Below are 21476 nucleotides of genomic sequence, written 5' to 3'. Positions count from 1 at the left end.
TGGTAATAACACTGAATTTATCGAGACTGAGCCATCAAACATTGGGTTAACGCCAGCTTACATTGCAGCCATGAAGCGCTGTAACACAACATTTCTGCTTCTGCATCGGCAGTAGATAAGCGCTTCCTTAATTCGGAGAGTAAATCAGACAATCGTTCCAGTGCGGGTAAATGTCCGGTCTGCTTTTCAGTGAGCTGCATCACCGAATGTACAACACGAATCAATCCCGTTTTACCTTCGTTCAGTCCCGCCAACCATCCTTCTTCCTGTTCCTGCCATTGCATCAAAATTTCAGGCAGAAGCACAGACAATGGCTGCTGCCATTCCAATTCCTCAGGGACACATGATAACGCCTTATGCGACAAACCATGAGCAAGTGCATATCCCCGTGCTGCTTTGCTTTTATTCGCTAAACGCAGCCCATCCTGTGATGCCAGTGTATCCGCCAATGACAGAATATCGGTGATATTGCCGTTTATCAGCTCCAACTCAAACTCACAAATGGGTGATGTCTGCTTTCCAGAACCTGCCTTTCCAGAGAAAATACTTCCTTGATCCAACACCACTTCAATTTCACTCTGCCCATAAGTCACAAGCCATTTTTCACGAGTGAAATCGGTGCTGAATAATACGGTCAATTCAGCTTGCAGCTGTACAAGATCAGTATTTTCAGGCCAGATATGCGAGGGAAACTGTGTTAAATCCAGCTCAGGATGATGCAGGGGAACATTGAATTCGGGACGCTGGTGCAACCCACCAATCACTTTACCTGCGGTTTTGATTGTCATCTCATAGTGCCCGTCAAAACCACGGATGCGCAACCCCATATCCCAGCGCCGCAACTTATTATCCGGCGTCTCAAAATAAATATTTGTCAAATGCTCTGGTGAAGTGTGTTGATGAGGAAGCTGAAATAACTGCTGGCGAACTGCTGATATCGCATCAGGCTTAACAGACAGTTTCAACTCTATCTCTACAGAACTCATATTTTTTTATTCCTCAATTCATATAACAGAATTTTTTATATACTGTTCACACTTGCGTTAACAAAAGAGAAAAATAAACCACAATAGGGTGTTATCTCAACAATCATCATGCTCACCTTGTTAAAAAACCCCCTAACAAGGTCTGTATTCGGTCAGTTGAGAGAGGATTGATTCTGGTTTACTGATTGCACCCACAAACTTAACTCTTTACTATTATTTGAGTAGTTTGAATCACGATTGGTCCATACACAAAGAGACAGTTGAATACAGAATGAAAAAACTACATCGATTATTTATCTTATTGTTGGGTTTCACGCTACCATTATCCGTACACGCTGAAGAAACACGTTATGTTTCTGATGAATTATCAGCCTACATTCGTAGCGGCCCAAGCATTCAAAACCGTATCATTGGCTCACTGAGTTCCGGTGAAGAAGTCATCCTGCTCAGCTCAAAATCAGAAAATGGTTTCTTTCAGGTAAAAGACCACAAAGGACGTACAAGCTGGATCCTCGCAAGTGAACTCAGTGCCATTCCAAGCCTGCGTGAACGCCTGCCAGCTATGGATCAAAAAATCAAAACGCTGACCGAGAATTTGGCAAATATTGATGATACGTGGAATAAACGCACCGCTGAGTTACAAAACAAGGTAGCGACCAGCGATAAGATCATCAATGATCTGAAAAAAGAAAATGCACAGCTCCAGAGTAAATTAACCATCGCTGAGAAAAAGGTAGAAGCCGCTAATTTACAACTGGATGATAAACAAAGAGAAATTATCTTACAGTGGTTTACCTATGGCGGTGGCGTGGCTGGAATCGGCCTGATTTTGGGATTGGTATTGCCGCACATTATTCCACGCCGCAAAAAGAAAGATCGCTGGATGAGCTGATTTAAGGAAGCAAGAGTGAAAGTCTATTTGGTTGGCGGCGCCGTTCGCGATCAATTATTGGGGCTGCCCGTTACTGAAAGGGACTGGGTGATCGTCGGCGGGAATCCAGAGACACTTCTATCAAAAGGATATCAACAGGTTGGGAAAGATTTCCCCGTCTTCCTGCACCCTAAAACCTATGAAGAGTATGCACTGGCACGTACAGAAAGAAAATCTGGTCAGGGGTATACCGGTTTTACCTGTTATGCTGCTCCCGATGTGACACTGGAAGAAGATCTGCTGCGCCGTGATTTAACAATTAACGCCATGGCCCAAACACCTGAAGGCGAATTGTTTGATCCTTATCATGGTGCCGATGATCTCAAAAATCGCACTTTGCGGCATGTTTCCGCCGCGTTTTCAGAAGATCCCTTGCGTGTACTGCGCTTGGCCCGTTTTGCCGCCCGCTTTGCCCATTTAGGCTTTGCCATTGCACCGGAAACCCAATCACTGATTGCAGAGATGGTCGCAAGCGGTGAGTTATCATCATTAACCGCGGAACGAGTTTGGCGGGAAACTGAAAAAGCACTCGCCACACAATCACCACAGGTCTATTTTCAAGTGCTACGCGATTGCGGCGCATTGGCTGTTCTTTTTCCTGAAGTTGATAATTTGTTTGGCATTCTTCTGCCATTACGGGACGAACAACAGGAAAAAACGCATCTCAGGCTTGATGCCGGGCTTCACTCACTGCAAGTTTTGCACATATCTACCCAATTGAGCGAAGAGGCAGATATTCGTTTCGCCTCACTATGCAGCCATATCGGCATCATGTCAGTGAAGCAAATGTGCGAACGGCTGCGTATTCCCAACTCAGTACGCGACTTAGCCACAATTGTGGCGCAATACCACAGTTGGGTACATACCGCAGAGCAATTATCTCCCGAAACCCTATTAGCCTTGTTTAATGCTGTGGATGCCTGGCGTAAGCCACAACGAATCGAACAATTAATTATCTGTAGTGAAGCAGATTACCGTGGCTATACCGGCTCGGAAACGGCATCCTATCCACAAGGCAATTATTTACGCAAAGTGTTTACCCTTGCCAGCCAAGTCAGCGTCCAAGAAGTGATTGCCCGTGGATTTCAAGGCGCGGAAATTCGCACAGAATTAGAACGTCAGCGACGCTTCGCCATTGAAAACTGGAAACAGCATTCAATCGGTTAGTTGCCGATAATAAATAAAAAAGCGTTCCGATAATTCATTAAATTGGGACGCTTTTTTAATATGAGCGACTAAGTAACCAGCTAATTAACCTGCACTCCGCTCAATGACCACACCGACACTTTTTGCCTGTGCAACCGCTCCCGGTTTACTGACTTTGATCCTTACCCAAGGTGAATGAAATTGAGTCAATAAAATGTCCGCGACTTCTTCCGCCACCCGCTCGACCAAGGCAAAACGTTGGTTTTCCACATGGTTAATCACGGCTTGGCTTACCTTGGCATAATCCAGACAGTGCTCAACATTATCACTGGAAGAGGCTCGTTTGTTATCCCATCCCATTTCGATATCGAACACTAATTTCTGCTTAATTGTTTGTTCCCAGTCATAAACACCGATCGTGGTAGTCACTGTTAATTCTTCAATAAATACGATATCCATCACGCCCTTTTCCCCGTTTTTCGGTTCGCCAGATACCACTTCCGACGAAATATGCGTATTATCCACTGTTAGACTTAAGAAAACGACCCTTATCATTGGAGATATCTTATGAGTGCAATCGCGCTTGGCATGATCATCTTCGCGTACTTATGTGGCTCTATATCCAGCGCGATATTGATTTGCCGTTTGGCAAGGCTTCCAGATCCTCGTCAGCATGGTTCAGGCAATCCCGGGGCAACGAATGTACTGCGCATCGGCGGTAAATGGGCCGCATTAGCCGTGCTGATTTGTGACGTCCTCAAAGGGATGGTTCCTGTTTGGCTGGCGTACAAACTGAATATTCCCCCATTTTATTTAGGTGTTATCGCCATTGCCGCCTGTCTGGGACATATTTATCCCATTTTCTTCCATTTCAAAGGGGGAAAAGGCGTAGCAACCGCTTTCGGGGCCATTGCCGCCATTGGTTGGGATCTCATGGGATTAATCGCCGGCACATGGCTGCTGACAGTGCTGTTAAGTGGCTATTCTTCATTAGGTGCCATCATCGGGGCATTAATCGCCCCTTTCTACGTCTGGTGGTTCAAACCTGAATTCACATTTCCCGTCGCCATGCTGTCATGTCTGGTGCTGGTTCGTCACCATGATAATATCCAGCGACTTTGGCGAGGGCAGGAAAGTCGCATCTGGCAGAAGTTGAAAAAGAAAAAAGAAATGACGGATAAAGAGAAAATTCAAGCTGCCAAAGAGCGGGAGCAACAAGACGATTGATGTGGATGGCCTCAACAAGGGTAATAAGACATTTAAAAAGCTGAGCGCCAAATGACGTTCAGCCCATATCAAACTGCGTGTTTTTTATCATTTTTGCAGAGCAGGAAGATCCGCCAATGGCCAGCGTGCTTTCACCGTTACGCCCAATTCACCCGCAGTTCCGCCTTGCAGACGGATCATGCCAGCCAATGCGATCATTGCGCCATTATCAGTACAGAATTCAGGACGGGCATAGAAAACTTCCCCACCCAACTTTTCCATTAATTCCTGCATCTTGGTACGCAATGTCCGGTTTGCACTCACCCCGCCCGCCATCACCAGACGTTTAAATCCCGTCTGTTCCAGCGCGCGCTTGCATTTAATCGCCAGCGTATCCACAACCGCGTCTTCAAATGCACGGGCAATATCCGCTTTGGTCTGTTCATCCTCAACCGTATCATGGCCATGAATATTATTGCGGATTGTATTGGCAGCGAATGTTTTCAGACCGGAGAAGCTAAAATCCAATCCCGGACGATCCGTCATTGGACGCGGGAAGACAAAACGTCCTGCTTTGCCCTGTTGCGCCATACGGGAAAGTACGGGGCCGCCCGGATAATCTAACCCGAGCAATTTTGCCGTCTTATCGAAGGCTTCACCGGCTGCATCATCAATGGATTCCCCCAACAGTTTGTACTCACCAATACCCGTGACACTGATAAGCTGGGTATGGCCGCCAGAAACCAGCAAGGCGACAAAAGGGAACTCTGGGCTATTTTCTTCCAGCATCGGTGCCAATAAATGGCCTTCCATATGATGCACCGGAATAGCAGGCACATCCCACGCAAACGCCAGTGAACGTCCAATGGTTGCCCCAACCAGCAATGCGCCAACCAAACCTGGCCCGGCAGTGTAAGCAACAGCATCAATATCTTTATTTGTCAGGCCCGCTTCCTGCAAAGCCGCCTGAATCAAGGGAACCGTTTTACGAATGTGGTCACGGGACGCCAATTCAGGCACAACACCGCCATAATCAGCATGCAGCTTGACCTGACTGTACAATTGATTCGCTAGCAGACCGGCTTTGTCATCATAAATTGCGATTCCGGTTTCATCGCAGGACGTTTCTATACCTAAAACTCGCATTGCACTATTCGTCTCGTTTCGTCTCGTCACTATACATTCGTATTCCTCTGAACGGGCGTCAGTGTAACACTATCTGCGTAACACTATCCATGAACCATTACATGCTGGCTATTTTTCCTGTTTAGTCTATAATCAGTACCCTACTTGAATATCCTGTGTGGTTAATGTTAATAACGCCGACATCAGATTGCTTGTTTTACATACAAAAAAGCATCCTGTAACCCGTAGCGTTATAGGTTTCAATTTTCCTCGGCACTTTACAAAGCCGTGTTCATTGAAGTAAAATTCCGCACCATTTTAGAGACGGCTGGCACTATCACGCCAGCGACAAACCCGATTTCCATTGAGGTGAGAGGCACATGCCAGTAATTAAAGTACGTGAAAACGAGCCATTTGACGTAGCACTGCGTCGCTTTAAGCGTTCTTGCGAGAAAGCAGGCGTATTAGCAGAAGTTCGTCGTCGTGAATTCTATGAAAAACCAACGACTGAGCGCAAACGCGCTAAAGCTTCTGCTGTTAAGCGTCATGCTAAGAAGCTGGCTCGTGAAAACGCACGCCGCACTCGTTTGTACTAATCCTTGCGGTCAATCCGCTTAGTGGTTGTATTAACAAACTACTGCTGTTAAAGGCCGTGCTTTCCAACAGGAAGCGCGGCTTATTCTCGTTCATCAACAGGCGTAAAAGGGCTTATGGCTGGACGAATTCCACGCGCATTTATCAATGACTTATTAGCAAGAACCGATATCATTGATTTGATCGATGTAAGGGTGCCTCTCAAAAAGAAAGGCAAGAATCATCAGGCGTGCTGTCCTTTCCATAACGAAAAAACCCCTTCATTCACCGTTAATGGCGATAAACAGTTTTACCATTGCTTCGGTTGTGGTGCACATGGCAATGCCATTGATTTTCTGATGAATTATGACAGGTTAGATTTTGTCGAATCCATCGAAGAACTGGCTGCGATGCACGGGCTGGAAGTGCCCTACGAAGCAGGCTCTGGCGGTGGTCATATTGAACGCCACCAAAGACAAAATCTTTATCAACTGATGGATAAGCTCAACGGCTTCTATCAGCATTCACTGACCACCCCCGGCGCTCAGTCAGCCCGGCAATATCTGGCTCAACGCGGTCTTAGTGAAGAGATAACCCACCGCTTTGCCATTGGCTTTGCACCGGCTGGGTGGGACAATGCGCTAAAACGCTTTGCCCATAATGTGGAAGATCGCAAACAGCTAAACGACGCGGGAATGCTGGTCACTAACGACAATGGCCGTACTTATGATCGTTTCCGCGAACGTGTGATGTTCCCAATTCGCGATCGTCGTGGTCGTGTCATTGCATTCGGTGGCCGAGTGCTGGGAGATGCACTTCCTAAATACCTGAACTCACCGGAAACAGAAATATTTCATAAAGGCCGCCAATTATATGGTCTTTATGAAGCGCAACAGAGCCATAACACGCTTTCAAAGCTATTGGTGGTTGAAGGTTATATGGATGTTGTCGCGTTAGCCCAATTTGGCATTGACTATGCCGTAGCTTCGTTGGGAACATCTACGACAGCCGAACACATTCAGTTACTTTTCCGCACAACGGATAATGTTATCTGTTGTTACGATGGCGACCGAGCTGGCCGCGATGCCGCATGGCGTGCACTGGAAACAGCGTTACCCTATCTGAATGATGGTCGGCAGTTACGTTTTATGTTCTTGCCAGATGGCGAAGATCCAGATTCACTGGTTCGCAAAGAAGGACGAGCGACGTTCGAACAAAGAATACAGAAAGCATTAACCTTATCTGAATTCTTGTTTGAATCACTATTACCCCAGGTAGATTTGAGTACCCCAGAAGGTGCGACCAAACTCAGTTCGCTTGCTATGCCTCTGATTAGTCAAATTCCTGGGGAAACACTGCGGCTCTACCTGCTCCAGGAAATTGGAAAACTGCTTGGCATACCTGATACAACACAATTGGAACGATCTTTGGCAAAACTTGTCAAAAAAGATACCAATACATATCAGGCGCTAAAACTGAAACCAACAACAATGCGTATTCTTATCGCATTGCTGGTGCAGAATCCGCATTTAGCGACATTAGTTCCTTCATTACAGGGAATGTTTTCTGCTCAGATAGCGGGGTTACCGTTATTTATAGAGCTTGTCGACACGTGCCTTGCTCAACCAGGTTTAACAACCGGGCAACTTTTGGAGCAGTATCGCGATAATAAATATGCAGCACAGCTTGAAAAACTCGCTGCATGGAACGATATACAGATAGAAGAAATTGCTGAGAAAACTTTCAGCGATGCGCTGAACCATCTTTTCGCGTCAGCCCTTGATGAGCGTTTTAACTTTCTGATGGCCAAAGAGAGGACAGAAGGACTGACACCAGAAGAACGTAAAGAAGTCTGCTTAATTACGGAATCTGGGGCGAGGAAATAAGAAACTGTCTCAACCAGCTATATTATATGAAGACTATATTACTTGGCTGACTTACTCAATACGTTTATGTTCGTAACATCACTGGATGAAAATATGCCTTTGAAAAACATAAATTTTTGAAAATATATTTTTTTAAAGAAATATAGCTTGATGAAACAGGTTCTATACCAAGTGTAAAATCACTGATACAGAATTCACGGCTTAACTGCCGCATTAGGTAGGGAGACAGCCCTACGATTGTCGCTATTGAGGGCAGCGGCAATACAATGAAAACGCCCCCAAATGTTATTGTTGGCATATTTGTTTCGCCGACCGACACCAACCAATACTCTGAAGTGTGGATACCGTCTTATGGAGCAAAACCCGCAGTCACAGCTAAAGCTACTTGTCACCCGAGGTAAGGAGCAAGGCTATCTGACCTATGCTGAGGTCAATGACCATCTGCCGGAAGATATCGTCGATTCTGATCAGATAGAAGATATCATCCAAATGATCAATGACATGGGCATCCAGGTAATGGAAGAAGCACCTGATGCTGATGATCTCATGTTGGCAGAAAACACAAACGACACCGATGAAGACGCGGCGGAAGCGGCTGCGCAAGTGTTATCCAGTGTCGAGTCAGAAATCGGTCGTACCACCGATCCTGTTCGCATGTACATGCGTGAAATGGGTACGGTGGAGTTACTGACTCGCGAAGGTGAGATTGACATTGCAAAGCGCATTGAAGATGGCATCAACCAAGTGCAGTGTTCCGTTGCCGAATACCCTGAAGCGATTACTTATCTGCTGGAGCAGTACGATCGCGTTGAAGCCGGCGAAAGCCGTCTGTCTGATTTGATCACGGGTTTCGTCGATCCTAATGCAGAAGAAGATCTCGCACCAACAGCGACTCACGTTGGCTCAGAACTTCCTCAGGAAGAGCTTGACGACGATGATGACGATGACGATGAAGAGCGCGATGATGATACTGACAGCGAAGATGATAACAGCATTGATCCAGAACTGGCGCGCCAGAAGTTTCTGGAACTACGTGAACAATATGAACTGACCCGTCAGTCAATCAAGAACCACGGGCGCAGTCATCCAAGTACCGCAGCAGAAATATTGACCTTATCTGAGGTATTCAAACAGTTCCGTCTGGTACCGAAACAGTTTGATTATCTGGTCAACAACATGCGTTCCATGATGGATCGTGTTCGTCTTCAAGAACGTCAAATCATGAAGATGTGTGTTGAACAGTGCAAAATGCCGAAGAAAAACTTCATCACGCTGTTCTCTGGCAATGAAACCACTGACACATGGTTCACCGCTGCAAAAGCAATGAACAAACCATGGTCTGATAAATTGCTGGAAGTTGAAGAAGAAATCATGCGTAGCCTGCAAAAGTTACGCCAAATCGAAGAAGAAACCGGCCTGACCATTGAGCAGGTCAAAGATATCAACCGTCGTATGTCAATCGGTGAAGCGAAAGCCCGCCGTGCGAAAAAAGAGATGGTTGAAGCTAACTTGCGTCTGGTTATTTCGATTGCGAAGAAATATACCAACCGCGGTCTGCAATTCCTCGATTTGATTCAGGAAGGTAATATCGGCCTGATGAAAGCAGTTGATAAATTTGAATACCGTCGTGGTTACAAATTCTCAACTTACGCTACATGGTGGATCCGTCAGGCAATCACGCGTTCTATCGCTGATCAGGCGCGTACCATCCGTATCCCGGTACATATGATTGAGACCATCAACAAACTCAATCGTATTTCCCGCCAGATGTTGCAGGAAATGGGTCGTGAGCCTTCACCAGAAGAGCTGGCAGAACGTATGTTGATGCCTGAAGACAAGATCCGCAAGGTACTGAAAATTGCCAAAGAGCCAATCTCCATGGAAACACCTGTAGGTGATGATGAAGATTCACATCTGGGCGATTTTATCGAGGATACTACCCTCGAACTGCCGCTGGATTCTGCCACTTCAGAAAGCCTGCGTTCTGCAACTCACGATGTGCTGGCTGGCCTGACTGCACGTGAAGCGAAAGTTCTGCGTATGCGTTTTGGTATTGATATGAACACTGACCATACACTGGAAGAAGTGGGTAAACAATTTGATGTAACCCGCGAACGTATTCGTCAGATCGAAGCCAAAGCATTGCGCAAACTGCGCCATCCAAGCCGTTCTGAAGTACTGCGCAGCTTCCTTGATGACTAATCAACGAATTTGCTGATCAATCTGAAAAGCGTCTGTTCCGGCAGACGCTTTTTTATTATTCACGGATAAATCCCTGATACTCAAATAATGGCTTAAACCCGACGCGTCGATACAATCCATTACCATCACGAGAAGCCTCTAAATAGCACTCAGTCGCGTCTTGCTGTTTGGCTTCGTGCAAAACCTGATTAATCAAGACAGAAGCATATCTCCTGCCCTGCATTTCCACCACTGTGCCGATATCATCAAAACGAGCAATATTGCCTTGTCTTGATAAGGTTAAAGCGCATACCGGTTGCCCTTCAACATATAACACATAATGTTGTAGATCTTTTCCTGCCTCTAATGCCGCCTGATGGCATTTTCGATATTGCCCAGAGGTAGGCTTTTCTGTCTCAAATGCGTTTTCTATCGGAGTTGCCCAATCATCCAAGCAATGGTCAACACGCCTGATTTCATATTCCATCGCTGATACATCACTCATCTGCCAACCCATCAAATCAAGCTGCATGGCTGTAGTGACACTATCAGGATCGGGGACAAATCCTGCCTGCTGGATAACCGCCAGAATTTGACTATCTGGATCGATGGCAGCAATCATGAAAGGCACGCTAACGTGTTCATCCAGCAGCCGAATAGCTGTTTTAAGCTCTTCTGCTATTTTGACAGAGCTACCTGTTACCAATAGCAAATTTAACGCAGAGGTTTCAACACCGGTCACATAAACCCGAACTTCTTTGCTGATATGTTGATACATTTGGCTGATAGATGAGAAAAAGTGATCTTCTATTTGATGATAGGCCAAGATAGCCGCAGATAAAGGGAATGTTTTCATATTAATTTACAAGGGTATTTTTCGTTGGCTAAAGTCTAATCAAAGGACGAAAAATAATCAGAAAGACTTATTAAAAAAGCAATCAACATCACTAAGAATAATTTTAAACCACGTCCAGTGACGGTAAACATGTTAAAAAATACTAATTATTGTATATAAAACACGCATATGAATTTTGGGGACTAGACCTAATACCAAAGTGTGCCGTATAATCGCTTCACTTCAACGGCCCCTTAGCTCAGTGGTTAGAGCAGGCGACTCATAATCGCTTGGTCGCTGGTTCAAGTCCAGCAGGGGCCACCAGATTTATCAAGGGGTTGCATCAAAAGTGCAACCCCTTAGTTTTTTCTAGGATACCCATAGGATACCTTCTGGCAGTAGCGTGAGGTATAACCGATTAACATTGCTACGGTAATGAACCGTTGTCGTATTTTCCTCTGTGATATTTATCACATTCCTTGAACATTATAGAATTTAGCTTTCTGCTTCCCTAATCACCACTTGAAAAACAAAAAAGCCATGAGTGCTAAAAATGGTTAAGTCTGGATACCATTTCAGTTTCAAGGCTTCGTATCAAAATTTATTATTCACAGAATAAATAACAAGCTGACGGATAATTATTCCTATGGTTTATTGCGAGCATGACGCTCAACAAGCTGACCGTCCATATCAAAATAGCGGCTAGGCCAGATCTCAGAGGGATGTATATTGAGGTAATTAGCGATAATCCACTCACCTTTTGGCCAAGGCCGACTGAGAGTATTTGCTAATGTAGATGAACTGAGTCCGGCTTCACGGGAGACAGCCGCTAAGGTTGTACCACGCTTACGTAATGCAGCAATAATGTCAGCTTGATGCCAATCATTTTTAACGTTATTCATTCCTGCTACCCCTTCCATTAATTGAGAAAATTGATGGTGGCGATTCAAGCAAGGTCATCACAACTGGGAGCTACCTTCCAGCGAGGCCGAAGCCTCCCTTACCTGAACCGCCATTGAAAGGGCGATAGCAGACACACTGGTAGAAACTTCCTACCAGTGGATAGCTCTTTACAAGGGTGATGATCCTTGACCATTGGATTTTGCCAATGGCAGAGCCACTTTAACCGATTGTTTTATCTGACTCAATAAGCGAACTCGTATAAACGCTTAACTTTTTGCGTTATGTGCCATTGATAATGGTGCTACCACTACCTCTCACCTCCGTTCAAAGTGATTTTCGAGCCGTAATAGAATTAAATGCTACGGTAAGATACTATCTTCTCTTGCATGTATTCAGTGAAAGATATGATTTCAGGATACACAAAATCTTTCGAAAAGCCGTATAGCTCCAGCTCTTTTCTTATAGGCTCTATACTTTCTTCAGGTATGATTATTTTTAATAATCCAGTATTTTTGTTAATATTATCTAATGATTTATCATCGATAGTAGTTATAGTATTATCATTATTAAATACGTCAGATGGATAAACCTCATCTTTTATATTATTACAAAACATTAACGCTCCTTGTTGGTTTTTTATCCTCTGATTAATTGGTAATGGTTCGATGATAGTATTATAATTATTGAAAATATCTATAGCAGCAGACGATCTTGAATAATTATCATCTGAAACACTGACAAATAATTTAGGAAAATCATAAGTACTTTCATCGAATTCATCAGTATATTTTTCAGGTAATTTATTTATAATATCAATTAGATGAACTTCTGAATTTAGTCTTACAGGATTGGCATTCTTGAAATATTTAAAATCAACCATAAGCTCATTAATAAGCATCGCAAGATCATATTTAATTGAAGATTTTTCTTTGTATGTTACTTGATCACTCCTTTGAGAAACATAAAAATCACGATGCTTCATAAAAAACCGTCCACAAAGCCCGTGTATTTTTTTATGGAATTTTTTCTCTTCTTCAATTTCTTTAAAAAAACGATCGCTAGAACACACGGCCAGTGGGTTGGATTGTTCATTCCAGATCATAAACACCGCAGCATTTATTATCTCAGATTCATCTTCAATCTTGTCATCTTGGCATTCATTTTCTTTATGTTTACTTTTAAGTTTTTCATACTCCTTTTTAATCTCTTCATATTTTTTTTTAATTTCGTCATCCTTCTTTTTTTCAACTGCGAAATACAATGCAATTAAAGGGCTATTAGTCCAATCAATAACTCGGGTTGATAGTCCATAATGCTGAGCAGTTACATGAAGATCAATATCATTCATCCTATAACCGTTAATAATATTTACATCAGGATAGACTATATGCTTTTCCTTAAATTTTGAGTATAATTCATGTGCCAATTCATATTTTGAAATATCATGGTCTTGATAACTTTCAGTAATTAAATTATACTTTTTAACATAATAATGTTTTAGTTTTGAATCAGAATACTTTAATAATCTACTTAAACTCGAATTAATACCATATTCTGAATTTCTTTGTCCACGGTAAAAAACACGTTTTTCATTAGGAGAAAATTTCTTAACAACACGAAGAAAATCTCCTACACATGTAATTCCTAATTTATTACTCAATTTATTCCCCTATTAAAAATCCCTAGTTCTATATATTTATTACATCAATAAGTAGCTCTTATAGGAGGAAAATATATCATCAGACATTGGCCTTTCAAACACTCATGAAGAAATAAAATTAATGCATTGACTAAATTCCGTTAAAATTATCCAATCGCTGCTTCTGTTCTTCACTCAAGCCAAACGCAAACTCTTCATGCTCTGCCTGCCATGTGCCAAAACTCATCAAAAACGCAATAGCCGGATCGATTTTATTCGCAGACTTCTTCTTATTCGGTTTGATATTGGCGTTCGCATCGGTTTCCATCACCACATTGGACATTGCCCACGCGAGAACCGGATCGCCGTTGTGACGAATGATTTTGCGATTCACGAACACTTCGGCAGATTTAGCCACCGGACTAAACCGCATATAGGTTTGCGGGAACGGCTCCACATCCAGCCCTGCACCCTGTAGCTGGGTGCGTAAGTGGGTGGCGTTCCATGTATCAAAGCCGACCAGTTTGATATCAAAGTGCTGGCTGTCGTTGAGAATGTCATCACGGATACGGTCATAATCAATGCAGTCGCCCGTTGTAGTGCGTATCCAGCCCATTTGTGCCCACTGACGATAAACCGCCCGGTTCTTGTTGGCGGGATTCTGTAGCTGGGCTTCGGGCAGGTAATGGCGGGTCAGTAATAACAGTTCATTGTCCACGGGAAAGGTGTAGCAAATGCTGGTGATATCGCCGGTTGAAGATAAATCGAGTCCGGCGTAACACTCCAGCCCTTTAAGGTCGTTTTCATCGTATTCTGTCTGGCAGGCTTGCCAAGCCCCGTCCCCCATCCACGGCGTTTCGCCCTGGCACCAGATATTAAAGCGTTTGGTGAGCATTTCCGTCCATTGTGAGGGAATGCCCCGCGCTTTCTGGATAGTGTCATGCAACGCGGCACTGTCCACGGACACATTCAGGTTGGGATTAGCCTTTATCCAAAGGGCTTCATCATCAATCTCGTGCTCGTCGTCCAGTTCGTAGATCAGGGCAAGCAGGGAGTCATTTTGCTCTTCCCCGTCCAGTATCTGGCAGCAATAATCATAGTGCTGTTTACAGGCGGAGATCACGTTGCTGCCCGCTGTGGTAATGGCAAACAGCATGCCTTCGGAACGTGCCCCCATGCCCAGTTCAAGAGCAGAGTACACGGCATTATCCGGGTGTAAATGGTACTCATCGACAATCGCCAGACTGGGGTTAGTCCCCTCAATCGTGGCGGCTTTGGCGGCCAGTGGCTTTAACAGGCTGTTACTCTTTGGATAGGTCACTTTGTGTTGCTGGATAGCGACCCGCTTTTTGAGTGGCTTGGAAAGCAGACACATCTGACGGGCATCATCAAATACAATACGCGCCTGATCACGGCTCACGGCGGCGGTGTAGATATCCTGCTGCCCGTTCTCCATCACAAGGAACCAGTTCGCCAGTATCGCGGCCACGGTGGACTTGGCATTTTTGCGTGGCACCTGAATGTAGGCACTGCGGTATTTTCGGCGTCCGGTCGCTTTGACTTTGAAGCCGAACAGGTTGGCAAAGGCAAATTGCTGCCACGGTTCCAAGACGATAGGTTTGCCGCGTAAATGACCTTTGACGTGCGGACAGTGACGAGAGAACGCCACAAAACGCCCGACAACCTCCGAATCAAACGTATAAAGCGGGTTATTCAGGTCGTTATAGTAGCGTTTCACCGCCTGTTTTACCCGTTTACAGGCCGGAATTCTGCTGTTTTCGATATCAAAAGCGTATTGCTCCCAAGCATTCATAGTCGGTCTAACTCGTCCTCTTCCTCAATCTCCACTGGATTTTTACGCCGTGATACGGGATCAAAACCCAGCAGCGAGGACATTTTTATCATGATTTTTTCTGCGTCAGCTTTGGCGCTCAGTGAGGGGTTGCGGCTTTCGCTTCCTTGGCTGTTAACAATACTAAAGCCCCTGATATTAAGGTCTGCCACCGCTTTTCGGTAAATGGCGTAATTGACGCAGTACAGTTCTAAATTGTTCCAGTCGGCGGCGGTCAGATCTTCCCGTTCGCTTAAGGTTTTTGCCTTGGCTTTCCACTGGCTGGCGGCAATCTCATTCAGATACGTCGGGGGTTTGGGTGCTCTTGCCATAATTTTTTGTTTTCCTTGTGATTTTATTTTCAAAAAAAGTGCCGTGCGTAAAAATTGGAGGAGGCGGCGGTTCCGCTGAGGGGGGCATTTGTCATTTTTGATACCCCCACCCCTCTATTTCATTGGGTTATTATTCCGCAACTCACCAACCTTGCCGCTTCTGCTTCTTGCTTCCGATACTCACCGTTCTTGCGCTTCTGTTTGGTGATCGGGTCTGTCTGTACGGTCTTACGGTTATGGCAGGCGTGGCATAAAGATTGATGGTTGGATTCAGGCCAGAACAACACATCACTATCACCCTCTATCGGGATAATGTGATCGACGATGGTGGCAGGTGTGTAACTGTTCTGCTTAAGGCAATGGACGCATAAGGGATTCGCCTTGAGATACATCATCCTGTATTTACCCCATTGATTACTATAACCACGCTGGGTACGTGTGCCGCGTTGCTTGTCCTGCTGTCGGCTGGTTTCTCGTCTGTGCTGCTCACAGCGTCCTGACTTCACCCGCTGGTTACAGCCCGGATAATTACAGCGTCTTAACGGTTGCCACGGCATCAATACACTCCCACATCACGATAAACAGACCACAATGATTTAATGGTGAACGGGATTTCTTTCAGTTCCTTATCAGCCACCATTGTCCGGTTCTCATACAGCAAGCCGATATAGAGTAAACAGCCCACCTTAATGGCGGGTGTAAAGGTCAAGCCTGCATCAAACCGCTTGCCAATATGTTGCTGGCAGACTTCCAATGCCGCATCAGCATAACCTTGAAGCAGGGCATCCTCTAAATCATTGCCCTCATCTATCCGGCAATGCTGCTTGATTTCACTCAGGGGGATTTCAATATCAGGCATATTTCACGCCTCCCTTGCAAAGTAGCTCTAGGTGAGTCCGTTTCGGATCGGGGATAACGGCAACGATGGCAAAAGCCTGACTGTGGGGACTATCACCCTGATAGATAATCCGGTGTGTGGTGGTGATATCGTTCCGGTAGCGCAACCAGATACGTACTGTGGCTTCGGAAAGCATCCGTCCGGAGGCCACCAGTTCCCGACCGCTGATAAATCTCACTTCTGCCCAGACGGTGGCAACGTCCACCCAATGCTTAACCATCGTGCCGTATTCACCACGGGTCGGTTCATTCTTTTGAATCATCACCCGATGCCGTAATCTGCCCGCTTTCATTCCTTGCCCTCCGGTTGTTGCTTGATTTCCACTGTTTGCTTCCATGCCTGACTGAATTCATCACCGCCCTCACGGGGGGATAATCCCTCCCGTTCACGGGCTTCATTCGGGCACATCACACCGGATTTAATCGCCGTCTCATAACTCTGGAAGCGTTCTTTCGGATTGGCACGCAGCAGGTCAGCAGTGTCGAACTCCACTTGGTAACGAATGCCCCGTTTTGGGGACGCCAGCAGCAAGGCGGATTTGATTTGTTGCTCAAAGTTAGCCAGCCACGGGCGCATGGTGATGGTCAGAAAAGCACGGGATGCTTCACTAAAATTGCTGTAAGTGCTGTTCGAATATTCTTGCAGGAAGATCGGGCTGACGTTGAACATGCGGGCGATATCGTCAATCGTGAAACGACGGGAAGCCAGCCATTCCGCATCCTGATTGCTCATCCCTAATTGCTGGTAGTCCATTCCACCTTCAAGAATGGGCGTTTTCCCCGCATTGCGGGCGCCCTTGTAACGTTCGAGGGCTTCCAGTGCCTTATTGCCCTTGACCCCATCCAGCCAGTCAGTGGATTTAATCACCCCGGCGGCCATCATGCCGTCTTTCATGATGCTGGCACCGTGGCGCTGTTGTGCCAGCCCCAAGCCCAAGGTTTCACGGCAAATGGTGACAGGTGAGCGCCCCAGAAAGCCGTCTTCGGTGGCATAACGCAGATGCAACACTTCTTCCTGTAGGTAGGTTTTCACCTTGCCGCTATACGGTTCTGTGATGGTGTAGGCGAAGCGGTGATCGGATAAGCGTTGTGCTACCACCGCTGACGGCGGGTAAGGGTGCAAGGATTGCGGCTGGCCGTCTTTGCCCCAGACAATCACCGCATAGGCATTGCCATTCAGCAAACAATGACGCATCAGGGTGCGCTTGAACTGAAACGGCGTCTGGCAGTCATTCGGGCATTCATTCAGCAAATAATCCACAGGGTGATCACTGAGCCACTCGCGGGATTCTTTGCCGTGCTGGTGCTGTACCCGATAGAGGTAACAAGGCATGGTGGCGACGGCTTCACTGATCACCGTGACCGCATTCATCACCGCAGGCAAGCCCTCCGCCGTGGACGGGGAAACATGTTCACCGGATTTGGTGTTAGCCATGCCCGCCAGAGAAAGAAACTCATCCATCGTCATGCTACGGGTTTCAGGCGATTTTCGCTTAAAAGGCCACATGGTTACACCTCGGACAGTTGCAGCCAGTAATGACGCAAATCGGCATCACAAGGTTTGGCGGCATTCAGGGAACGTTTGGCAATCTCTACGTTGCTTGTCGGATAGGCCGGAATACTGGTCAGGCTAATTTCTCGTAGCTCTGCCTCTAAGACGGTTCTGATATAGGGTGTTTGACCCGTATCCCACTGATCTTTAATGGCACGAAAACCAAAGGACATGCCTTGTATATCACCACGCTCAACCAGTGTCAGTACATCACGCCCCAATTGCGTATCAGGCGGGGTTAACTCGAAGCGTAATCCAATGGCATCTTCGGCAAGCTGCAATGTGCCCGATGTAGTGCGGCCTAACAGGTTCGTGTGATCGTGTTCATAAAGCGCCCTGACATCCGTATTCGCCGTTAAACTGGCGCTAAAGGCATTGGCGGCGAACTGCTCCACAAACTCATCCCACAAGACTTGTGATCGGCTGTTCCACTTAATCACATAACCCGTGAGCTTTTTATCACTGGCAGAAAGTGATGCCGTTCTTAATTCAATATCATTCATTTGAGAGACTCCAAGACAAAAAAGGGGCGCTGTGCCCCTCTTGCTTATTTACTGGCTGCTTTCACTTCCAGCACTTTGATGGCGTTGGAGTCCACCAGACCGCCGCCCAAGTATTTATCGGTGTGTACCTTATAAAATCCCGGTTCGGTAATATTGTCGGGACGGGTACGGGTGCCTGTTTGATGGTCAACAATGAAGTAACCGCGTTTGAAGTCACCCAGACCAATCACCCCCTCCGGCATAAATTCGAGGTAATGAACCGGCAAGCCCAATAACATATCAGGGTCACCCGCCTGTAAACGCTCGCGCCAGATATAATCGCCGTTACCGTTTTTCAGCTTCTGCACCTTCGCGGCGGTCGTGGAGTTCATCACCCACACGGCGTTCTTGCGGTATTTGTTCCTGAGCAGGAATTTCAGGTCAATCAGGCTATCGGCCTCAAGGGTGCTGACTTCCAGCTTTTGCAGCGTGCCGAAAGCACGTACCTTGTCGGCTTGGGGATCACGGGGATAAGACAGGAAGCCCCTGGCTTTTTTGCTGCCATCTCCACTCACAAGGTCGGTTTCTTCGGTATCGACAAACGTATCTGCAATCTCGGTGGTCAGCCAGCCCAAGATATCCACATCGCTAAAGTCGATAATCTCTTGGGTGGTTTTAGGGTAAGCGTAAATCGGGAACAGCTTAATGCTAACTTCTTCCATCTTCGGTGTCGTCGTTTCACTGCGTGCCTTGCCTTCTTCCCCGTGGGTGACGGCTGCACCACCGACCGAAACAAGCTGTTTATACTCATTGCTGCGAGTGGTTTTAATCGTACAGATCCGACGCATGACCGACTCATCAGCCAGTTGCTGCATGATCTGCTTGTTCAGTTCCGGGATAACGGTATAGCCACCGTCTGACGGGACACTTGTAGACAAGGTGCGGGTTTCCCCGGTCAGAACATAGTGGCGCAGTTCGTCATTGCTGAGTGGTTCACTGGTTGGCTGGTTCTTCGCCTGATTGCGTTCTTCATCAGACAGCGCTTCATAACGGGCAATTTCGGTATTCAGGGGGTCGGACTGGCTGCGCAGCTCGTCAAACTGTTTGTCTTCATCTTCGGTGAGTGAGCGCTTTTCAGTTTCGGCTTGGGTGAGCAGCGAACGCATTTGATTGGTCAGGTCGGCTTTTTGTTGGCGTAATTCGAGCAGTTTTTTCATGGTGTTTTTATATCGATTTATTTTTGATGGAATATATTTAACAACATGAAAAACAATAAGAAAGTAGATTTACTATGGTGTTCAATCACACAATAATAAAAAAGCCTCTGAAACTCAGAGGCTAAACAGAGATAAACATGAAAACAAAACATTTACAAAAAATTATTTTAATTTATTTACATAGATGACTTCATATCCGTCATTTGTTGGATAGATAAAAGCATCTTTATTAGCGGTTGGAAGGCTAAATGAGGCAGAAAATGCCCCATATGATATTGACGTAAAAGGAGAACTTTTCCAGATATCTCTGTTTTTATTATCATATAAAACAATAAAATATTTGTCTCCCAAAATGACATACTTCCACATTGCATATGGAGATATTGGCAACTTCTTATATACCACTGCAGTATATTGACCATCTTCACCCTTCTCCTCAAAACATTTATTCCAATTACCGAAGAATAATGTTGATGGAAATAACACCCACATTATAAAAATAATGATAAAAAATAAAACCAGCCATGGTTTTCTAAAAAAGTATTTACATTTATTTTTCATAGGTGAATAATTTTATGTTGTGGTAACGGGCTCAGCCATAAAATATCAGAAAAAACAATAAAATCACCACCTTCATTATGTTTTTTCTGCCATTTTCTAAAACCATCATTAATTACAGGAACATACCCATTATATTTAATCCATAAAGCCAGCCAACTTCCAGTCGCATAAAGAGCGGCATAATCAACGGAACCAATTTTATCTAATATACCATTTTTACTCCAAATGCCTAAAGGTTCATTAGCGCCAACAAAATCATAGGTATCTTTTAAATACATGCCAATCTGTTCGGTGACAAAAACATCTTTACTGTTTAATTTATCCACATATCCCTTAACGGCCACCTTCATATTGGAATTACCCATAGCCCCATACCAATCATCAACCGTATCCAACTTAGAACCAAATTGCCTAACATTGACTACTGAAAACGTGTCTATTTCCCGTATATCATTTTCATATCCTAATTCTTTTTTTCCACCTTCTTTCTCTAGCTGTTCTTTTAATTGCACGATACCCGCATTACTTGCCCATCCATTAATTAATACAGACATCACGTCTTGAGGTTGTTTATATTTCATTGCCCATTCCATTTTTATGATGGAATCATTAACCAGTTCATTTGGTATATCTATTGCGCGACCTCGAAAATATTCTGTTTTTATTTTTTCTGTAAAATAATAAGCAGGCTTTGTATTAAACCAATGCCGCATTAATTTCGGTGCCATTTCCCAACCCATTTTTTCCATTGCATTCGGGTTCTGGTTTAAATAGAAGATATCCATTTCAATTTCTGTATTTTTGCCGCCTTTAACGGTTTTGGTTTTAAAAATCGACATTATCAAATCCCTATTTTTGTCTGAAATAAATATTTAACTTCAAGATTTTCTTCTTTTTTGGCGTCAAACTGTTTTGTCATTCCCGATGTTTGACATATCCCTTCAATCAGTCCCTTGTCCGTTTCCACTCCATACGCTATATCTTGGCAAATATTTCCTTGATGTTTCAGAGTGAATTTATGGCTAAATAGAGCAACAATAACTTCTTCAATCAGTGGCTGAATATGATTAAACCCAGACAAAAGCGGCCTTTCCTCTTCACGTCCAACTAATTGCGAAATACTGTAACCCGACGTTCCGGCGGCGAGGTGACTGCATGAAATAGATTTGTAATCCAGCATCACCACTTCATGC

22 protein-coding genes, 1 tRNA gene and 1 pseudogene are annotated in these 21476 nt (G+C 45.1%); 7 read left to right on the top strand and 17 right to left on the bottom strand.

Annotated features, from left to right (window positions below; all coding sequences use genetic code 11):
* Positions 1 to 17: 17 nt before the first annotated feature.
* On the bottom strand, positions 18 to 986 hold the full coding sequence (locus tag Xmir_RS08545; RefSeq protein ID WP_099113966.1) for a CYTH domain-containing protein: 969 nt from the start codon (positions 984 to 986) through the stop codon (positions 18 to 20).
* A gap of 271 nt (positions 987 to 1257) precedes the next feature.
* Here Xmir_RS08545 and Xmir_RS08540 point away from each other — a divergent pair, with 271 nt between their 5' ends.
* Both Xmir_RS08540 and Xmir_RS08535 read left to right on the top strand, forming a co-directional pair.
* Positions 1258 to 1878 (top strand): TIGR04211 family SH3 domain-containing protein, encoded by a 621-nt coding sequence (locus Xmir_RS08540; RefSeq protein ID WP_099113965.1) that lies wholly within the window; start codon positions 1258 to 1260, stop codon positions 1876 to 1878.
* Between the two features lie 15 nt (positions 1879 to 1893).
* Positions 1894 to 3084 (top strand): multifunctional CCA addition/repair protein, encoded by a 1191-nt coding sequence (locus Xmir_RS08535; RefSeq protein ID WP_099113964.1) that lies wholly within the window; start codon positions 1894 to 1896, stop codon positions 3082 to 3084.
* Positions 3085 to 3168: 84 nt separating this feature from the next.
* On the opposite strand, the gene folB is transcribed toward Xmir_RS08535, so the two are convergent.
* Positions 3169 to 3522 (bottom strand): bifunctional dihydroneopterin aldolase/7,8-dihydroneopterin epimerase, encoded by a 354-nt coding sequence (gene folB, locus Xmir_RS08530; protein WP_099114110.1) that lies wholly within the window; start codon positions 3520 to 3522, stop codon positions 3169 to 3171.
* 108 nt (positions 3523 to 3630) lie between these two features.
* On the opposite strand from folB, the gene plsY reads away from it, so the two are divergent.
* Complete coding sequence (gene plsY / locus Xmir_RS08525) at positions 3631 to 4290, top strand: glycerol-3-phosphate 1-O-acyltransferase PlsY (protein ID WP_099113963.1); 660 nt, start codon at positions 3631 to 3633, stop codon at positions 4288 to 4290.
* Positions 4291 to 4377: 87 nt separating this feature from the next.
* Here plsY and tsaD read toward each other — a convergent pair whose 3' ends face one another.
* On the bottom strand, positions 4378 to 5415 hold the full coding sequence (gene tsaD / locus Xmir_RS08520) for a tRNA (adenosine(37)-N6)-threonylcarbamoyltransferase complex transferase subunit TsaD (RefSeq protein WP_099113962.1): 1038 nt from the start codon (positions 5413 to 5415) through the stop codon (positions 4378 to 4380).
* Between the two features lie 359 nt (positions 5416 to 5774).
* On the opposite strand from tsaD, the gene rpsU reads away from it, so the two are divergent.
* The 3 genes from rpsU to rpoD all read left to right on the top strand — a co-directional run bounded on the left by rpsU (position 5775) and on the right by rpoD (position 10055).
* Positions 5775 to 5990, top strand: coding sequence for a 30S ribosomal protein S21 (gene rpsU / locus Xmir_RS08515; protein ID WP_001144069.1), 216 nt, complete (start codon positions 5775 to 5777; stop codon positions 5988 to 5990).
* Positions 5991 to 6104: 114 nt separating this feature from the next.
* Positions 6105 to 7853, top strand: coding sequence for a DNA primase (gene dnaG, locus Xmir_RS08510; RefSeq protein ID WP_099113961.1), 1749 nt, complete (start codon positions 6105 to 6107; stop codon positions 7851 to 7853).
* A gap of 351 nt (positions 7854 to 8204) precedes the next feature.
* The gene (rpoD, locus tag Xmir_RS08505) at positions 8205 to 10055 is read left to right on the top strand and encodes an RNA polymerase sigma factor RpoD (protein WP_099113960.1); all 1851 of its coding nucleotides are present in this window, start codon (positions 8205 to 8207) and stop codon (positions 10053 to 10055) included.
* A 55-nt stretch (positions 10056 to 10110) separates the two neighbouring features.
* Here the strand turns inward: rpoD and Xmir_RS08500 are convergent, their stop codons facing one another.
* Positions 10111 to 10890 carry a GNAT family N-acetyltransferase gene (locus Xmir_RS08500; RefSeq protein ID WP_099113959.1) on the bottom strand — a complete coding sequence of 260 codons (780 nt, stop codon included), beginning with the start codon at positions 10888 to 10890 and terminating at the stop codon, positions 10111 to 10113.
* A gap of 227 nt (positions 10891 to 11117) precedes the next feature.
* On the opposite strand from Xmir_RS08500, the gene Xmir_RS08495 reads away from it, so the two are divergent.
* A tRNA-Ile gene (locus Xmir_RS08495) sits at positions 11118 to 11193 on the top strand.
* Between the two features lie 320 nt (positions 11194 to 11513).
* Here Xmir_RS08495 and Xmir_RS08490 read toward each other — a convergent pair.
* From Xmir_RS08490 to Xmir_RS08430, 13 genes and pseudogenes are all read right to left on the bottom strand, one after another.
* Positions 11514 to 11771 carry a helix-turn-helix domain-containing protein gene (locus Xmir_RS08490; RefSeq protein WP_099113958.1) on the bottom strand — a complete coding sequence of 86 codons (258 nt, stop codon included), beginning with the start codon at positions 11769 to 11771 and terminating at the stop codon, positions 11514 to 11516.
* 353 nt (positions 11772 to 12124) lie between these two features.
* Positions 12125 to 13432: an FRG domain-containing protein gene (locus Xmir_RS08485; protein WP_099113957.1), complete on the bottom strand. Its 1308-nt coding sequence runs from the start codon at positions 13430 to 13432 to the stop codon at positions 12125 to 12127.
* 130 nt (positions 13433 to 13562) lie between these two features.
* Complete coding sequence (locus tag Xmir_RS08480; protein ID WP_099113956.1) at positions 13563 to 15224, bottom strand: terminase large subunit; 1662 nt, start codon at positions 15222 to 15224, stop codon at positions 13563 to 13565.
* Positions 15221 to 15574 (bottom strand): phage terminase small subunit P27 family, encoded by a 354-nt coding sequence (locus Xmir_RS08475; RefSeq protein ID WP_099113955.1) that lies wholly within the window; start codon positions 15572 to 15574, stop codon positions 15221 to 15223. Before Xmir_RS08475 ends, Xmir_RS08480 begins: the two co-directional genes overlap by 4 nt.
* Before the next feature lie 119 nt (positions 15575 to 15693).
* A complete protein-coding gene (locus tag Xmir_RS08470) occupies positions 15694 to 16131 on the bottom strand; it encodes an HNH endonuclease (RefSeq protein ID WP_099113954.1) in 438 nt (145 codons plus the stop codon).
* A complete protein-coding gene (locus tag Xmir_RS08465) occupies positions 16131 to 16433 on the bottom strand; it encodes a head-tail connector protein (protein WP_086113125.1) in 303 nt (100 codons plus the stop codon). The genes Xmir_RS08470 and Xmir_RS08465 overlap by 1 nt, the downstream gene beginning before the upstream one ends.
* The gene (locus Xmir_RS08460) at positions 16426 to 16764 is read right to left on the bottom strand and encodes a phage head closure protein (protein ID WP_099113953.1); all 339 of its coding nucleotides are present in this window, start codon (positions 16762 to 16764) and stop codon (positions 16426 to 16428) included. The genes Xmir_RS08465 and Xmir_RS08460 overlap by 8 nt, the downstream gene beginning before the upstream one ends.
* A complete protein-coding gene (locus Xmir_RS08455; RefSeq protein WP_099113952.1) occupies positions 16761 to 17978 on the bottom strand; it encodes a phage portal protein in 1218 nt (405 codons plus the stop codon). Before Xmir_RS08455 ends, Xmir_RS08460 begins: the two co-directional genes overlap by 4 nt.
* 2 nt (positions 17979 to 17980) lie before the next feature.
* A complete protein-coding gene (locus tag Xmir_RS08450) occupies positions 17981 to 18526 on the bottom strand; it encodes an HK97 family phage prohead protease (RefSeq protein WP_099113951.1) in 546 nt (181 codons plus the stop codon).
* A gap of 44 nt (positions 18527 to 18570) precedes the next feature.
* Positions 18571 to 19722 (bottom strand): phage major capsid protein, encoded by a 1152-nt coding sequence (locus Xmir_RS08445; protein WP_099113950.1) that lies wholly within the window; start codon positions 19720 to 19722, stop codon positions 18571 to 18573.
* Between the two features lie 162 nt (positions 19723 to 19884).
* Entirely contained in the window at positions 19885 to 20283 is a 399-nt protein-coding gene (locus tag Xmir_RS28135) for a DUF6201 family protein (RefSeq protein ID WP_244170901.1), read from the bottom strand.
* On the bottom strand, positions 20280 to 21122 hold the full coding sequence (locus Xmir_RS08435; RefSeq protein ID WP_099113949.1) for a DUF6402 family protein: 843 nt from the start codon (positions 21120 to 21122) through the stop codon (positions 20280 to 20282). The genes Xmir_RS28135 and Xmir_RS08435 overlap by 4 nt, the downstream gene beginning before the upstream one ends.
* 2 nt (positions 21123 to 21124) lie before the next feature.
* Positions 21125 to 21476 (bottom strand): annotated as a pseudogene (locus tag Xmir_RS08430) (Hcp family type VI secretion system effector); the annotation flags it as partial.

It is taken from the genome of Xenorhabdus miraniensis, assembly GCF_002632615.1.
This window is presented reverse-complemented; position numbering and strand designations above follow the sequence as displayed.

Coding starts and splice junctions, on each gene's coding strand:
- Xmir_RS08545 (WP_099113966.1), bottom strand. CDS start 986: ATGAGTTCTGTAGAGATAGAGTTGAAACTGTCTGTTAAGCCTGATGCG.
- Xmir_RS08540 (WP_099113965.1), top strand. CDS start 1,258: ATGAAAAAACTACATCGATTATTTATCTTATTGTTGGGTTTCACGCTA.
- folB (WP_099114110.1), bottom strand. CDS start 3,522: ATGGATATCGTATTTATTGAAGAATTAACAGTGACTACCACGATCGGT.
- plsY (WP_099113963.1), top strand. CDS start 3,631: ATGAGTGCAATCGCGCTTGGCATGATCATCTTCGCGTACTTATGTGGC.
- tsaD (WP_099113962.1), bottom strand. CDS start 5,415: ATGCGAGTTTTAGGTATAGAAACGTCCTGCGATGAAACCGGAATCGCA.
- rpsU (WP_001144069.1), top strand. CDS start 5,775: ATGCCAGTAATTAAAGTACGTGAAAACGAGCCATTTGACGTAGCACTG.
- dnaG (WP_099113961.1), top strand. CDS start 6,105: ATGGCTGGACGAATTCCACGCGCATTTATCAATGACTTATTAGCAAGA.
- rpoD (WP_099113960.1), top strand. CDS start 8,205: ATGGAGCAAAACCCGCAGTCACAGCTAAAGCTACTTGTCACCCGAGGT.
- Xmir_RS08500 (WP_099113959.1), bottom strand. CDS start 10,890: ATGAAAACATTCCCTTTATCTGCGGCTATCTTGGCCTATCATCAAATA.
- Xmir_RS08490 (WP_099113958.1), bottom strand. CDS start 11,771: ATGAATAACGTTAAAAATGATTGGCATCAAGCTGACATTATTGCTGCA.
- Xmir_RS08480 (WP_099113956.1), bottom strand. CDS start 15,224: ATGAATGCTTGGGAGCAATACGCTTTTGATATCGAAAACAGCAGAATT.
- Xmir_RS08475 (WP_099113955.1), bottom strand. CDS start 15,574: ATGGCAAGAGCACCCAAACCCCCGACGTATCTGAATGAGATTGCCGCC.
- Xmir_RS08470 (WP_099113954.1), bottom strand. CDS start 16,131: ATGCCGTGGCAACCGTTAAGACGCTGTAATTATCCGGGCTGTAACCAG.
- Xmir_RS08465 (WP_086113125.1), bottom strand. CDS start 16,433: ATGCCTGATATTGAAATCCCCCTGAGTGAAATCAAGCAGCATTGCCGG.
- Xmir_RS08460 (WP_099113953.1), bottom strand. CDS start 16,764: ATGAAAGCGGGCAGATTACGGCATCGGGTGATGATTCAAAAGAATGAA.
- Xmir_RS08455 (WP_099113952.1), bottom strand. CDS start 17,978: ATGTGGCCTTTTAAGCGAAAATCGCCTGAAACCCGTAGCATGACGATG.
- Xmir_RS08450 (WP_099113951.1), bottom strand. CDS start 18,526: ATGAATGATATTGAATTAAGAACGGCATCACTTTCTGCCAGTGATAAA.
- Xmir_RS08445 (WP_099113950.1), bottom strand. CDS start 19,722: ATGAAAAAACTGCTCGAATTACGCCAACAAAAAGCCGACCTGACCAAT.
- Xmir_RS28135 (WP_244170901.1), bottom strand. CDS start 20,283: ATGAAAAATAAATGTAAATACTTTTTTAGAAAACCATGGCTGGTTTTA.
- Xmir_RS08435 (WP_099113949.1), bottom strand. CDS start 21,122: ATGTCGATTTTTAAAACCAAAACCGTTAAAGGCGGCAAAAATACAGAA.